At 60.4% G+C, this 14,069-nt stretch carries 11 protein-coding genes; 5 read left to right on the forward strand and 6 right to left on the reverse strand.

What is annotated here, in order from left to right:
- Positions 1-59: 59 nt before the first annotated feature.
- The 3 genes from QD172_RS03720 to QD172_RS03730 all read right to left on the reverse strand — a co-directional run bounded on the left by QD172_RS03720 (position 60) and on the right by QD172_RS03730 (position 3,235).
- Positions 60-950 carry a rhomboid family intramembrane serine protease gene (locus tag QD172_RS03720; protein ID WP_176502719.1) on the reverse strand — a complete coding sequence of 297 codons (891 nt, stop codon included), beginning with the start codon at positions 948-950 and terminating at the stop codon, positions 60-62.
- A gap of 316 nt (positions 951-1,266) precedes the next feature.
- Positions 1,267-2,334, reverse strand: a complete 1,068-nt coding sequence (locus tag QD172_RS03725) for a metallophosphoesterase (protein WP_279855040.1) — start codon at positions 2,332-2,334, stop codon at positions 1,267-1,269.
- Between the two features lie 16 nt (positions 2,335-2,350).
- Entirely contained in the window at positions 2,351-3,235 is an 885-nt protein-coding gene (locus QD172_RS03730) for an NAD(+) kinase (protein WP_077372443.1), read from the reverse strand.
- A 321-nt stretch (positions 3,236-3,556) separates the two neighbouring features.
- Between QD172_RS03730 and QD172_RS03735 the strand changes: the two genes are divergently transcribed.
- Positions 3,557-4,213, forward strand: coding sequence for a sigma-70 family RNA polymerase sigma factor (locus tag QD172_RS03735; protein WP_205700458.1), 657 nt, complete (start codon positions 3,557-3,559; stop codon positions 4,211-4,213).
- Complete coding sequence (locus tag QD172_RS03740; RefSeq protein WP_279855042.1) at positions 4,210-5,013, forward strand: anti-sigma factor; 804 nt, start codon at positions 4,210-4,212, stop codon at positions 5,011-5,013. Before QD172_RS03735 ends, QD172_RS03740 begins: the two co-directional genes overlap by 4 nt.
- A 216-nt stretch (positions 5,014-5,229) precedes the next feature.
- Here the strand turns inward: QD172_RS03740 and QD172_RS03745 are convergent, their stop codons facing one another.
- Positions 5,230-5,616 carry a histone-like nucleoid-structuring protein, MvaT/MvaU family gene (locus QD172_RS03745; protein ID WP_077372437.1) on the reverse strand — a complete coding sequence of 129 codons (387 nt, stop codon included), beginning with the start codon at positions 5,614-5,616 and terminating at the stop codon, positions 5,230-5,232.
- A 684-nt stretch (positions 5,617-6,300) separates the two neighbouring features.
- On the opposite strand from QD172_RS03745, the gene bioA reads away from it, so the two are divergent.
- Positions 6,301-7,605: an adenosylmethionine--8-amino-7-oxononanoate transaminase gene (gene bioA / locus QD172_RS03750; RefSeq protein WP_191236734.1), complete on the forward strand. Its 1,305-nt coding sequence runs from the start codon at positions 6,301-6,303 to the stop codon at positions 7,603-7,605.
- A gap of 185 nt (positions 7,606-7,790) precedes the next feature.
- On the opposite strand, the gene QD172_RS03755 is transcribed toward bioA, so the two are convergent.
- On the reverse strand, positions 7,791-8,411 hold the full coding sequence (locus tag QD172_RS03755) for a YrbL family protein (protein WP_077372434.1): 621 nt from the start codon (positions 8,409-8,411) through the stop codon (positions 7,791-7,793).
- Positions 8,412-8,710: 299 nt separating this feature from the next.
- Between QD172_RS03755 and QD172_RS03760 the strand changes: the two genes are divergently transcribed.
- Together QD172_RS03760 and dinB are read left to right on the forward strand one after the other, a co-directional pair.
- Positions 8,711-10,057 carry a Na+/H+ antiporter family protein gene (locus tag QD172_RS03760; RefSeq protein ID WP_077372432.1) on the forward strand — a complete coding sequence of 449 codons (1,347 nt, stop codon included), beginning with the start codon at positions 8,711-8,713 and terminating at the stop codon, positions 10,055-10,057.
- A gap of 154 nt (positions 10,058-10,211) precedes the next feature.
- Positions 10,212-11,270, forward strand: a complete 1,059-nt coding sequence (dinB, locus tag QD172_RS03765) for a DNA polymerase IV (RefSeq protein WP_191236732.1) — start codon at positions 10,212-10,214, stop codon at positions 11,268-11,270.
- Between the two features lie 396 nt (positions 11,271-11,666).
- Here dinB and QD172_RS03770 read toward each other — a convergent pair whose 3' ends face one another.
- Positions 11,667-13,457: an EAL domain-containing protein gene (locus tag QD172_RS03770; RefSeq protein ID WP_254696435.1), complete on the reverse strand. Its 1,791-nt coding sequence runs from the start codon at positions 13,455-13,457 to the stop codon at positions 11,667-11,669.
- Between the last annotated feature and the right edge of the window lie 612 nt (positions 13,458-14,069).

Raw genomic sequence — 14,069 nt, forward strand, 5'->3', positions numbered from 1 at the left:
CAACGTGACGCCACGCCGTGCAAAATGCGCCCATTCTATCATTGTCATCCGCCTGGCTGTCATGACGTGGCGCCCGGCGCGCGGCGCGGCAGCACGAATCCCAGCACCAGCCCTGCCAGCAGCCCACCGAGATGCGCCTCATTGGCGATGGCCCCAAGGCCGATGGCACTCGATAACGGTGTCATGCACAGCACCAGATAGATCAACATGAAGATCATCAGCGAGCGCTGCATCTGATAGCCCAGCATCGGCCGTCGACGAGCCGCGATGAAGACATAGCCGATCACGGCGAAATCGATTCCCGAGAGCCCACCGAACAGCACACTGCCGGTGGCGTACTGCGCCAGGTTGGCAGCCACCCCGCTCACCAGCACCACCAGCGCGAAGCGCCAGGCGCCATCGATGGCCTCGATCTGGCGCCCGAACACCCATAGCCACAGCAGATTGAAGACCAGATGCAGAATGCCGAAATGCATCAAGGAAGGCGACCACAGCCGCCACCACTCCCCCGCCAGTGTCGTGGACAACGGCGCCGGTGCAATGTGCTGACTGCCCACCAGCTCAAAGGGCACGATGGCCAGCCATTCGAACACCGCCGCCTGACCCAGCACGTACTGACACAGTACCGTGAGGCAACAGGCGAGCCCGACCAGCCATGTCAGCGGGGTCTGTCTGACGAGCTGCCAGAGACCGCCCGATGAACCGCTTGAGAAACCCGACGCCTCCGCAGCCTCATCGCGCAGCGGCTCTCCGCGTGAGTGGCGCTCCAGCATCGCGATCACGCGGGGGAGCTGCTCGGGGTCCGCCAGCCACAGCATCTGACGCACCGCTTCCCCGTCAGGGGTCGAGACGCGCTCGGAGGTGATCTGGTGGCCGATCTTCTCCGCCCACAGCGCCTGACGCAGTGCGAGCGTATCGAAGGAGTCGTCTAGAGTCAGAACCTGGAACATGCAGTGTCCTTGCAGTGACAAGTCAGCGTGATGGCATCTCTCGACAGTAGCCCGACGTCGAGAGCGCCGATGGGCGGTCGGTGGCAGATCCAGCTGATGCCACTCTGGATAGGGACTTGTCTGGAGAGCCGCGATGGCGGCGATGACAAACTGACAGGCATAAAAAAAGTCCGGTGGGGGGCACCGGACTGAGCAAGGGATCATTCAAGGGAACACTTACTCTGAGTCCGGGATGGCGCTTTGGTTCACTGGCTGCTTATTGAAAAAAACAATGGCAATGAGAAAGGACCGGTAGATATGACTATGGCCCAGCACGCTATCCCCTCATCTCACCGCGCCCCGACAACTCCTCGGCCGGCAACTCTTCCGGCAGTGGACGACTCGAGGGTTCGCGCGGCACCGGCACCCAGACGAAATTGGCGGCATCCAGCGTCGCTTCGCCACTGAAGCGATAGGCGACCAGGCGACCGCACTTGACGGCGCTGTAATCGAGACAGGCGATATTGGTCGCCGGGAGCGCAGGCACCCCCTCACACCAGTAATGCCCCAGGAACAATGGCAATTGCTCTGGTCCGTAATACGGCAATTTCTCGAGCTCGCCCTCGCTCAACCAGCGCGACTCCAGCTCTCCCGGCAGATTGTCGGGCTGGAACACCACATCGCCATAGGTGCGAGGCTCGCGCGCCCAGAAATGCGCCCGGAAACTGCGGCGCGTGAAGCCATCTCCCGAGTGAATCTCGACGCCCTCCGGCAAGCGCAGACTGGTCCCCCGAGTCAGGCGATCCAGCACCCGATAGGCAAAGCTCGAGGGGTCGACGGAGTCCTGCAGGAAGGCTTCATCGATGCAGCCATCCGGAAAGCGCGCCAGAAACGGACGCACCAGCGCTTCATCCCAACAGGCGTGGACCACGCGCAGACCACTCTTGCCCTCTCCCAGCGACGGCAGTTCAAGACACAGTGGCATGCGCATAAACCAGCTCAATGCGTCATCCCACTCATCGGGATGATGCTGATACTGATCGAGCGTCTCGCGAATGATGCGATTGTGCCGCGAGGTATGCGGGCGCAGAAAATTACGGTGATCGCCACTCTCCCGCAGGCGCGCACGCCGACAATAGGCCAGCGCGTTGTATTCATGGTTGCCCATCACGATCAACGCCTCACCGGCTTCCACCATCCGGCTGGCCAACTGGACGGCCAGTCGGATACGAGGCCCACGATCGATGATGTCACCAAGAAAGATCACCTTGCGCGTGGCATGACGATACACGCCATCCTTCAGGTGATAGCCGAGCTTCTCCAGCAGCGCCGCCAGCGTGGCGCCACAGCCGTGCACATCACCGATCAGATCATAGCCATCCCGTGGCGCCACGAATGCGTTCATGCTGCTTGCCTTGATGTCATTCGCCGAGGCGGTTGCTCCAGCCGAGCTTGGTGCGACAGATCTCGAAATAGTTGTGCTCCAGCGGATGGATCAGCGTCAGACGTTCGCGCTTGCGACGAATCTTGAGCACATCGCCGGGCTTGGCCACGACCTGAGTCTGGCCATCGCAGCTGATGTGGGGATAGGTCGTGTTGCTGGCGCTGATGTGCAGGAGTATCTCGCTGGCCGCGTCGATCACGATCGGACGACTGGACAGCGTATGCGGGAACATCGGCACCAGCGTGATGGCCTCCAGGCGCGGGTGGACGATCGGCCCGCCGCCGGAGAGCGCATAGGCAGTCGAGCCGGTCGGAGTGGCCACGATCAAGCCATCGGAGCGCTGGGAATAGACGAACTGGCCATCGATGAACAGCTCGAACTCGATCATCCGCGCCGCCTTGCCAGGATGCAGCACGACATCGTTGAGGCCGTCCGCCGCACCTATCTTCTCGCCGTCCCGAAAGACTTCCGCCTCCAGCAGGAACCGCTGCTCACTGAGGTAGTCACCCTCGAGCACCTCGGCGACCTTTTCCTCCAGCTCATCTGGACGGATGTCGGTGAGAAAGCCCAGACGGCCGCGATTGACGCCCAGTACCGGCGTGCCACTGCGACACAATGCACGCGCCGCGCCCAGCAGACTTCCATCACCGCCCACCACGATCACCAGATCACAGCGCTCGCCCATCTGACGACGGCTCGCCACCTCAAGGCCATGGTCAAGCAACAGCGTCGCCGTGCGCTCCTCGATGATCATCGCCAGCTGGCGAGCCTCAAGAAAGCGAATCAAGCGCTTGAGCGTGTCCACTACCTGAGCACTGCCCAGTCGACCAATCACGCCGATCGTATTGAATTGCTGCTTCATCACGCCTCCCGGGCTGTCATGCAGAACATTATGCGGACTCCCTTCACCAGCGGCAATGCACCTGCATTTTCCGTTGCTGCATCAAGCCACTACCCACCCTTGGCGATATCAGCACATCCAATTGCCTGAATGGCGCGTTAGTTCAGGCATATCGCAAGACATTGTCCCGGTCCACGCCCGCGTGTGACAGACAGCGACTCAACGGGACCGGACCAACACGCCATGCTCTGCATGTCTCGCCATCAAATCACCTTCATGCCTCCTCGACGTGCACCATCAATGTCACAGCCGAGGGGTTCACACGACTCTGGAGCTCTCTCCATGTCACTTGCCAACCTCTCATGGGGCGACTACCGTCAGCTGAACGATGGATTCCCAGCCAATGGAGTCGGGCCCCCGATGCCAGCACACACGACACCCGTCAGTTCGCAAGACCCGGACGACTTTGACCACGCCAGTGCCATAGAGGCCTGTGCGCTCGGTGATGAAACCGCCTTTCGTCGCCTCTATGACCTTGAGTCCGGCCGCATGCTGGCACTTGCCATGCGCCTGCTCGGCAGCCGGGATCAGGCCGAGGACGCCGTCCACGATGCCTTCATCAAGCTGTGGTCCAATGCCGGCCAATATCGCCGTGAACTCGGCAATGGCCGCGCCTGGCTGTTCACCATCCTGCGCTATCGTGCACTGGATCAGCTGCGGGCCCAGGGACGGACGCCCCGCGGTGACAGCGAGGCGCTCGATAGCCTCGCCGACTTGCTCGCCAACCCGGAAGCGGCAGCACACGACAGTCAGACAGCCCATCAGCTGAGCGATTGTCTGGGTGAGCTGGAAGCCCCACGACGCGAACCCATTCTGCTGGCATTCTTCAAGGGCCTGACCCACGAGCAGATCGCCGAAAAACTCAGCGCCCCGCTCGGCACCATCAAGGGTCGCATCCGTGCCGGACTCAAGCGACTGCAGGAGTGCCTGTCACGATGAACCATTCCCCGATCCCCGAATCTCCACAAGAGCAGAATCTGTTGCTGGGTGAACACACCCTGGGCCTGCTGGACCCCGAACGTGAAGCCGAGGTGCGCGCCTGGATAGAGCGCGACGATGAGGCCGCCCGCATGGCACTTCGCTGGCAGCAGCACTGGCTGAGCGTCAGTGATCGCCTGCCGCCGGAACCGGCCTCCGATTCGCTGTGGAAACGCATCGATGCCAGCCTGACGCGCCTCAAGCAGACTCCGACGCCAGCCAATGACACGGGTGGCGCTCCTGCTCCGCAAGCCCCCTGGCTGTGGCGCTGGCTGGGAGGCGGGCTGGGTCTGGGGCTGGGCGCCGGACTCGCCCTTGCTCTGGCGATGCAGGTGGGACCCTTCGCGCCTCAATCACCACAAGATGGCACCCCGCCGGTGGCGACCGAAGTGCCCGAGTCATCCGCGCAGCGCATGGTCGCGGTGCTGCAGACTCTCGAGGATCCTGCCACGCCGACCTGGGTCGCCAGTGTCACGGCCGGTGGCGGACTTCAGCTGACACCCAAGGTCACTATCGAGCGTCCGACGGATCGCGCCATCGAACTCTGGACCCTGACCGATCCAGCGGAGGGCCCGCGTTCGCTGGGTCTGGTGGACCCGGCGGCAGGTATCGAGTTGAGCGCCGAACAGATCGGCCGCATGAGTCCTGGCCAGTTGCTCGAGATGACACTGGAACCCAGCGGTGGTTCGCCGACCGGCAAACCGACCGGCAAGGTGCTGGCCATCGGCCGCCTGGTCAACCTGGGACAGATCGACAGCTGACGGGAGCGCTCTCTGCCCAGGCTCGCCCGCCCTGCTCTCGGAGGCCCCCCAGGCCATGGGGAGCAAGGTCAGCGCAATGGCAACATCAGCGCCAGACACGAACGCCAGACACGAACGCCAGACACGAACGCCAGACACGAAGAAGCCCCGCCATGGCGGGGCTTCTTCGTGTCTGGTCAACCGTCTCTTCAGCAGATGCTCAAGGAAAGTGTCAACTCAGCTCTCGGTACGCTCGAGCCAGGATTCGACGGTTTCGGCACCGTGCTCTTCCTTCCACTCTTTCAGCTGCTTGTGATTGCCACCACGGGTCTCGATCACTTCACCGGTATTCGGGTTCTTGTAGACCTTCAGCTTGCGCTTGCGACGAACGCCGCCAGCCTTGGTTTCCGCGCTCGCGGCAGCTGCCGGCGTCTGGCTGGCTTTCGGATCCAGCAGGCCAATCACGTCGCGAGTGGACTTGCCGTATTCACTCATCAGGGAATCAAGCTTGTCCTTGAATTCCAGCTCATTCTTCAGGCGATCATCGTTGCGCAGGCTTTCCAGTTGCTCTTGAAGTTTCTTGAGCTCTTGTTCTTTCTGCATGAAATCGGTCAACAGGGACATGGGGTTCTCCAAGGGTATCGGGACAGTCAGGAATTCACTTCCGGAAACAGGTGCTGCGAAAGAATTCGCCGATCAACAAATAACAGCTGCTTCCTGGATTTGGCTCACGCAGGGACTTGGGACAGTAAGACCCTACAGAAGCTGAAGGGATTATAGACCAAGCATGTCCACGCCGTGAAGCACTAATCAACTAACGACAAGTTAATCAAGCGCTCTCTGGAATGCAATAGCTGGCACTCGAAAAGATATGTGAATTCAAAATAGTCTCTGCCTGCAAATATCGTTAATTAGAATCGACATGAGCCTAGAGTCCCTATATGGCGGGCGTCAGCGGCCGTCAGGCGGTATTGTAGAATCACATCGACATCACAGGCAGGTAAATTCTCTCGCTGGCAAGCCGCAGCTTTCATGAAGTATTCATATTGTGACTTTTTCAGTAGCTCTTTCATCACACATCATCACTCCGAGTCCCTCTTGTTCTTGAGCGTATCCTCAAAAGCATGCAGACACAGAGGAAAGTAAACCTTCGCTTCAGCTCCACCAATCCCCCAGCACTATTTCCGCCGGCAATATTAGAGACATCACCCCCTCCAGAAAGTGACACTTCACAAATCATGTCAACCTGATAAAGTGGTCAAGGTTAACAAAGAGGCTCAATTGCCGTCAGCGTCGATGGAGAACATCATGTCCTACCCCCAGACCGCCTCACATGCCGATCAGCCACAAGCGCTTTGGCATCCGTATACGCAGATGCACGCGATGCCTGCCCCGCTTGAGGTCGTGGGCGGAGTCGGGCCGCGCATGACACTGAGTGACGGCGAGACCCTGCTGGACGCAACCTGCTCCTGGTGGTGCATGATCCATGGCTATGGCCATCCTCGACTCGTCTCCGCGATTCAGCAGCAAGCGGCTCAATTGTGTCATGTGATGCTCGGGGGCATTCGGCACCAACCGGCGATGGCGCTGGCCGAGGCACTGGTGCGCATCACCCCGGAGGGGCTGAACCACGTGTTCTTCTCGGACAGTGGCTCTGTCGGCATGGAAGTCGCCATGAAGATGGCAGTGCAATACCAGCAACAGCGTCAGGATCGTGATGACACTCGCGGGCGGACGCGAATGCTGTCGTTGATGAAGGCCTACCACGGGGACACGGCAGGCTGCATGGCGGTCTGCGACCCGGAAGAGGGCATGCACTCACTGTTTGCCGACTTCCTGCCCAGACATCATTTCGCGCCGGCACCGACGGCGGGATTCACGGCGCCATATGAAGAGGTCCTCGGTGACATCGCAGCGCTGCGCAGAGAGCTCGAGACGCATGATGACATCGCCGCCCTGCTGATGGAGCCGCTGCTCCAGGCAGCCGGCGGCCTCAACATGTACTCGCCTCACTACCTGAAAGCGGCACGTGATTTATGTGACGAGTTCGGCGTGGTGTTGATCTTCGATGAGGTCGCGACAGGATTCGGACGTACTGGAAAACTGTTTGCCTGTGAGCATGCAGATGTGACGCCCGATATCATGGTGCTGTCAAAAGGACTGACGGGAGGGTATCTGGGACATGCTGCCACCCTCGCCCAGAGCCATATCTTTCATGCCTTCGATGGCAAGGATGCCAATACTGCCTTCATGCATGGCCCGACGTTCATGGGCAACCCATTGGCTTGCCGAGTGGCACTGGAAAGCCTCAAGGTTTTCGAGGAAGACGATTATCTCGGCAAGATCGCCAGCCTCAATCAGGTACTACGAGAGGAACTCGCGGATTTCTCACATCCCGCCATTGGCGACATACGCGTATTGGGAGCCACTGCCGTGATAGAAGTTCACGATGCAGCAAGTCTTGAAGGGGCTCAGGCTCACGCTCGTCAGCAAGGGGTCTGGTTGCGACCCTTCGGCCGCTGGCTCTATACCATGCCGGCATATATCACCTCACACGACGACTTGCGCAAGATCACGCATGCCATGAAGAGCCACTTTACCGACAATCTCTGAGGCAAGACGTCAGGACAGGGATCTGCTCGGCTGCCTGTCGGCTGACGGGGAGTGACTGAGAGTGACGATCGCCCTCATCACTCCCCTCTTCTTCCTTCACTCTTCTCTCAACTCCTATCTTCTCTCTTCTCTCAACGCCGAGATTCGAGGCCCATCTCCCGGCAGGGGAATGCGGTCGGAAGCGCTCAATCTCCCCATAGACGCCGCTCGAGGCGCGCATGTGCATCTGCCGTCAGCATCCCGCCCTTCATCAGTTTCTTGAGAAAATGACGATAGCGGCGGGCGATCTTGCGGCGCGCCAACCAGGCGATACCGGTGGCGAGGGGGATGAAGTCCGGATTGGAGATGCCATCGATCAACCACAGGCGCGGGGATTGATGCTCGCGAAACTGGACCACGATGTTGCGATCATTGAGGTCGGACGGTATCAGCCAACGCTTGTCGAGATAGCGATAGAGGTTGGCCAGCTCATCCATCAATGCCTCCTCCCCCACCCGCTCGGGAGTTTCATGACAGACCTCTCGCAGACGGCGCGAGGTCGTGCCGTCATCGTCGAGTATCAGATCGAAGACCAGCCCGAGGCCCTCTCGGGTCGCCACGCTGCCATGATAGGCAGGCACGTAGGACCAGTCGTGCACACCTCGCCTCACGAGCCCTTCGAAGTAGCGCTGCTCGCGCTGATTCTGGCGGCTTCCTTTGTCGGGATAGCGCGGTACCTTGATGCAGCGCCGAGGATCACGGGGGTCCTGATAGACACGGCGATCATTGCCCATGCCGATGACACGGGCATTTTCAAGCTCCAGCATGCGCTCTCCTGTTGAATAACGCCTGCGACTGCAGCCGCCGGGCAGCGTGGCATTCTACAAAAAGCCCTTCCCTTGCGCCAACCGTGCCGCCGGCGGCCGCGTTCCATGAGGTCATTCATCGGCCATTCAGCTTGGGACCTCGCTCTGGTATGATAACGCGCCGTTTTCTGGCAGTTTCAGGACGAAACCGCCTGACGTAAGCGATCAGCACGACTTGCGAGGTATTGCCCGGGATCGGGTGGCCGCGCACACCTGCAACCCCCGCTCCATTGGCACATCTCCCTTAATGAGGTACTCGCATGAATGCGGTAATACTGGCCGTTCTGGTCATGGTCGGCCTGTCACTGGCCCGAGTCTCGGTCGTCTTCGCTCTGGTGGCCGGCGCCTTGGTCGGCGGCCTGTTCAGTGGCCTGTCTCTGACTGACACTCTCGGCGCCTTCAACGACGGCGTCGGCGGTGGTGCCAAGGTCGCCCTGGCCTATGCCACGCTCGGTGCCTTTGCCGTGGCCCTGTCTCGCTCCGGCCTGCCGGATCTTCTTGCCGCACGCCTGATCGGCATGCTCAATGGGGAGAGCACCCCTCGCCGTCAGACCGCCATCAAGTACGGCTTGCTGGGCAGCGTGACATTGGTGGCGATCTCGTCCCAGAACCTGATCCCTGTCCACATCGCCTTCATTCCGATCCTGATTCCGCCACTGCTGGTGGCCATGAACCGCCTGCGCCTGGATCGCCGCGCTGTCGCCTGTGCCCTGACCTTTGGTTTGACGGCTCCCTACATGCTGCTGCCGGTGGGCTTCGGTTCCATCTTCCTCAATGACATCCTGCTGGCCAACATCAATGAAGCGGGCCAGGCAATGGGGCTGGAAGTCACCCGCGGCATGGTGCCGATGGCGATGGCCATTCCGGTAGGCGGCATGTTCCTGGGACTGCTGACTGCGGTCTTCGTCTCCTATCGCAAGCCGCGTGATTACGCCAATCGCGAGATCAAGTCGACCAATGTCCCGCACCATACTCCAGTGCACGCACCATCCCGCAGCGGCCTGATCATGGCTGGGGTCGCCATCATCGCCGCCCTGGGCATCCAGCTCTATTCCGGCTCGATGATCCTGGGCGGCCTGGTCGGCTTCGCCATTCTTTCCCTGGGTGGCCTGTTCAAGTGGAACGAAGCCGACGACCTGTTCACCTCCGGCATGCGCATGATGGCGCTGATCGGCTTCATCATGATCTCGGCAGCCGGCTTCGCCTCCGTCATGAAAGCCACGGGTGATATCCAGACCCTGGTGGATGCCTCCTTCCACATCATCGGAGACAACAAGCCGTTGGCCGCGCTCGTCATGCTGATGGTCGGTCTGTTCATCACGCTGGGCATCGGCTCCAGCTTTTCCACCATCCCGATCATCGCGGCGATCTATGTCCCGCTGGCCCTGCAGTTCGGCTTTTCCCCTCTGGCGACCGTCGCCCTGATCGGCACCGCGGCCGCACTGGGCGATGCTGGCTCCCCCGCCTCCGACTCCACGCTCGGCCCGACGGCAGGCCTGAATGTCGATCAACAGCATGATCATATCTGGGACAGCGTGGTGCCGACCTTCATCCACTACAACATCCCGTTAATCGTCTTCGGCTGGGTAGCGGCGATGACGCTGTAATCCGCCGGCCAGGGTAGCCTGGCAACGGCAACAGGAAATACGACAACGCCCGGCAGGCATCACGTCTGCCGGGCGTTGTCGTCTCTGGGCGAAGAATGAGGCGACACGCCGCCTGACACTGGACAGCCATCCAGTCTTTTAGGATGATGCGCGAATGCGCAAGATCCTTCATGCTGACTGCGATTGTTTCTACGCCGCCGTCGAGATGCTTCGTCACCCAGAGTGGCGCGAGGTGCCCATCGCCATCGGTGGCCGCACCGAGCAACGTGGCGTGATCGCCACCTGCAATTATCCGGCTCGCGCCTTCGGCGTCCGCTCTGCGATGTCCACAGCGCGCGCCCTGCGCCTGTGTCCGCAACTGATACTCGTCCCCCCCGACTTCGAGCGCTACCGTGCCGTCTCGCAGGAGATCCAGGCACTGTTTCACGAACTGACACCACTGGTGGAACCTCTATCGCTGGACGAAGCCTACCTGGACGTCAGCGACATCGAGGAATTTCAGGGAAGCGCGACCTGGATGGCGCGCTGGCTGAAGGAAGAAGCCCTGAAGCGCACCGGGATCACGCTGTCGATCGGCGTGGCCGCCAACAAGTTCCTGGCCAAGATCGCGAGTGATTGGGAGAAGCCCGATGGCCTGACGGTGATCACGCCAGAGTCCAGCGACGCCTTCATTCGTAAGCTGCCCGTCGGCAAGCTGCATGGCGTCGGCCCGGCCACGCTGGCCCGCCTCAATCGGCTGGAGATTAGCACCTGCGATGACATCCGCACGACACCACTGACCACACTGGTCGAACACTTCGGCAAATTCGGACATCGCCTGCATGAACTCTCTCATGGCATTGATGACCGCCCTGTCAAGGTCGAGAGAGAGCGAAAGTCCATCAGTGTCGAACGCACTTTCGATCAGGATCTTCCGGATCTCTCCGCCTGCCTCGCCAAGCTTCCCATGCTGATGGAGCGCCTCGGGGAGCGTCACGCACGCCAGGAACAGCCGGTGCTGGCCAAGCAGTTCGTCAAGGTACGCTTCAACGACTTCACCAGCACCACGCTGGAAAGCCTCCTCCCCGCCTCCACCCTCTCATTGCCGGACGCCAGGAGTTTCGCACTGCTGATGGAGCAAGCCTGGCAACGTGGCCATCGACCGGTGCGCCTGCTGGGAGTCGGTGTCCGACTCAAGGCCCACGAAGAGACGCAACAGCTGGGGCTGTTCTGAGAGGGTGCCGCGCCTGACTGGCAACCTTGACGGACGGATGACAGGCATAAAAAAAGCCAGTCACAAGGACTGGCTTGTCCGGTCATCGATACCCCAAGGGTATCGCCGGAAGGGTCGTGAAACCCGCTCAAGGAACCATCGCAACCTGCAATGCAGGCAGGAAGCGAGAGTGGGCGAACAGCTCTGCGCATTGAACGACGCAGCCACTCTCGGCAAACGCCTGCGGGGAGCATGAGATGCTCGACCCGCAGGTGTCAGGAAGGAATGCCCAGATTCATCGATGATGATGACAGTCCATCCGCTTCAACTGTCAGCATCATATCTTTTAGCCCGCAAACTAAAAAGCCGATCCACAGCAACAGTCCCATGCCACAACGGCACCGGATCAACGCTGACTCAATGGCAACCGTTGGATGCACTGGTTGGATCACTGGACGGGCGATGGGCGCCAGGATGAGGCGGGTTGTTGCCCCCGGACAGCAGCCGCTGGATGTCCGCCGCCGCCATGGGCTTGTAGAAGTAGTACCCCTGAATGAGATCACAGCGCATTTCACGCAACAGCTCGAGTTGCTGGATATTCTCCACCCCCTCGGCCACCACCTCCAGCCCCAGTCGATGCCCGAGGAAGACCGTCGCTTCCATGATGGCGCGATCCTTGGGTTCCTGAGCACATTCGATCACGAAGGAGCGATCGATCTTGAGCGCCGTCACCGGCAGCATCTTGAGGTAGCTCATCGAGGAGTAGCCGGTCCCGAAATCATCGATCGCGATCTTGTAGCCTCTGTCGTGCAGGGCACGCAGGCTATCGCGCACCTTGACGTCAGCATCGATCAATACGTTCTCGGTCAGTTCGATGCCGATGTCCCGTGGCGTCAGGCCATATTCCGCCACGCATGCCTCAAGACGCTGGAAGACGTCGCTGTTGATCGCCTGACGCCCGGAGATATTGATATCGATCCGATAGCCCTTGATCCCCATGGCATGCCACTCGGCCTGCTGGCGACATGCCTGGCGAATCACCCAGTCACCCAGGCGCTCGATCAGATTGGTGCGCTCTGCCACCTTGATGAAGTCAGTCGGGGGAATGGGCCCCTCGGGCGCATGCCAGCGCATCAGCGCCTCTACCGACTCGATACGCTCACTGCGCGCCGCGACCTGAGGCTGGAAGTGGAGGAACAGCTCGCCACCCCCATCCTCGCTCAGCAGCGTCTGAAGGCGCCCCGCCAGATGATGCTGATGCAGCATGGCATCGCGCACTTCCTGGTTGAAGAACTGATATCCATCACGCCCGGCCTGCTTCGCTCGGTGCTTGGCGACGTCCGCATTGCGCACCAGTTCCGGCGCATCATTGCCATTCTCGGGATAGAGGCTGACGCCGATGCTCAGACGCAGCAACAACTCACGCCCTTCTATCTGGAAGGGGCGCTGGAAATCTTCGCGGATCCGCTGCACGACCGACAAGGCATCACTTTCATAATCCAGGCGCGGCATCGCCATGACGAATTCATCGCCGCCGAAGCGTGACAGTAGATCCTGACTCCGCTGGAACCCCTGCAAGCGCGACGCGACGCTGCGAATCACGAGGTCCCCCATCTCATAGCCCTGGGTATCGTTGATCTCGGTGAAGTGGTCGATATCCAGGAACAGCACCATCAAGGTATCGCCGTGACGCTGACACTCCCCGAGCATGTTCTCGAGCTCAGTCTCGAACGTCTGCCGATTGGGCAGTTCGGTCAACGGATCGAATCGCGTCATGTAGTCCAGCTCACGCTGCACCTTGCGCTCGCCCGCCAGATCGATGTCGATGCAGAACATCAATGGATTGTCCGACCGCTCACCCAACATGACGTGGTGAGAGAACACCGGCACCGGTGCGCCTGACTTGTGCTTCAGCTCAAGCTCGCTCGCCGGGATCTGGGTGCCGTGATTGACCCACGCGTGGTGGGCATCCACCACGATGTCCGCCATTTCATCCGGTATCAGCAAGGCTTCAAGACAACGCCCTCGAGCTTCCTGCTCGCTGAAACCATACAGTCGCTCGCTGGCCTCATTCCAATAGATCACTCGGCGCTGGCTGTCGTACCCCTGCACTGCCACACGTGGCAGGCTTTCCAGCAATTCGCGAAAGCGCTGGTCACTGGCGGGGAGTCCCATGCTGGCCGAGGGGCCAACAACACTAGTCTGCATGACCGCCTCCTGCGTGTGCTGTTGATATGCCATCTGACGATGACGAATCAGCATGATGCCCGCAGTTGCGCCAATAATCACCATCAGCAGCGCTGAAGGCCAGCGGCCGATGATGTCCTGCACTGCCACGACCCCCACCAACAGGCCGATCGCGATGGCAGCGACCACTGTTCCAAAGAGCGCAATCCCAGTCGCTCTTCCGGTCTGACGAGACCCATCTGCCATGATCCAGGATACCTCCCCTACCATCTTGTCTACCGACCGGTGCTCGGCGGGGACACGCACGTTGCCTGAATCCGCTGAGTTATCGCGATATACATCACTGGAGCCAATAGCAGTCTAAGTGTCTGCCTCGCATAAACACAGTGCCAAACCCGCCGTGACACACGCCTCCTCTCAACGCTACCAGCACCTGCGTCACGCATTGCCCATGCCGTTTTTCGCCGAAAGGCGACAAAGAATACCGCTCATGACTGACATGATGCCAGGAGATCAGACCTCTAATACCCCTCCATCGCCCAGACGCCCATATTGATGATACTTACGCAAGATTAACGCTCTAAGCCGCGCGCTTGGTTTGACTCTCTCTCATGCATCTTCCCATTCTCCTCG

Source organism: Cobetia sp. 10Alg 146 (genome assembly GCF_029846385.1).
GTDB lineage: Bacteria > Pseudomonadota > Gammaproteobacteria > Pseudomonadales > Halomonadaceae > Cobetia > Cobetia marina.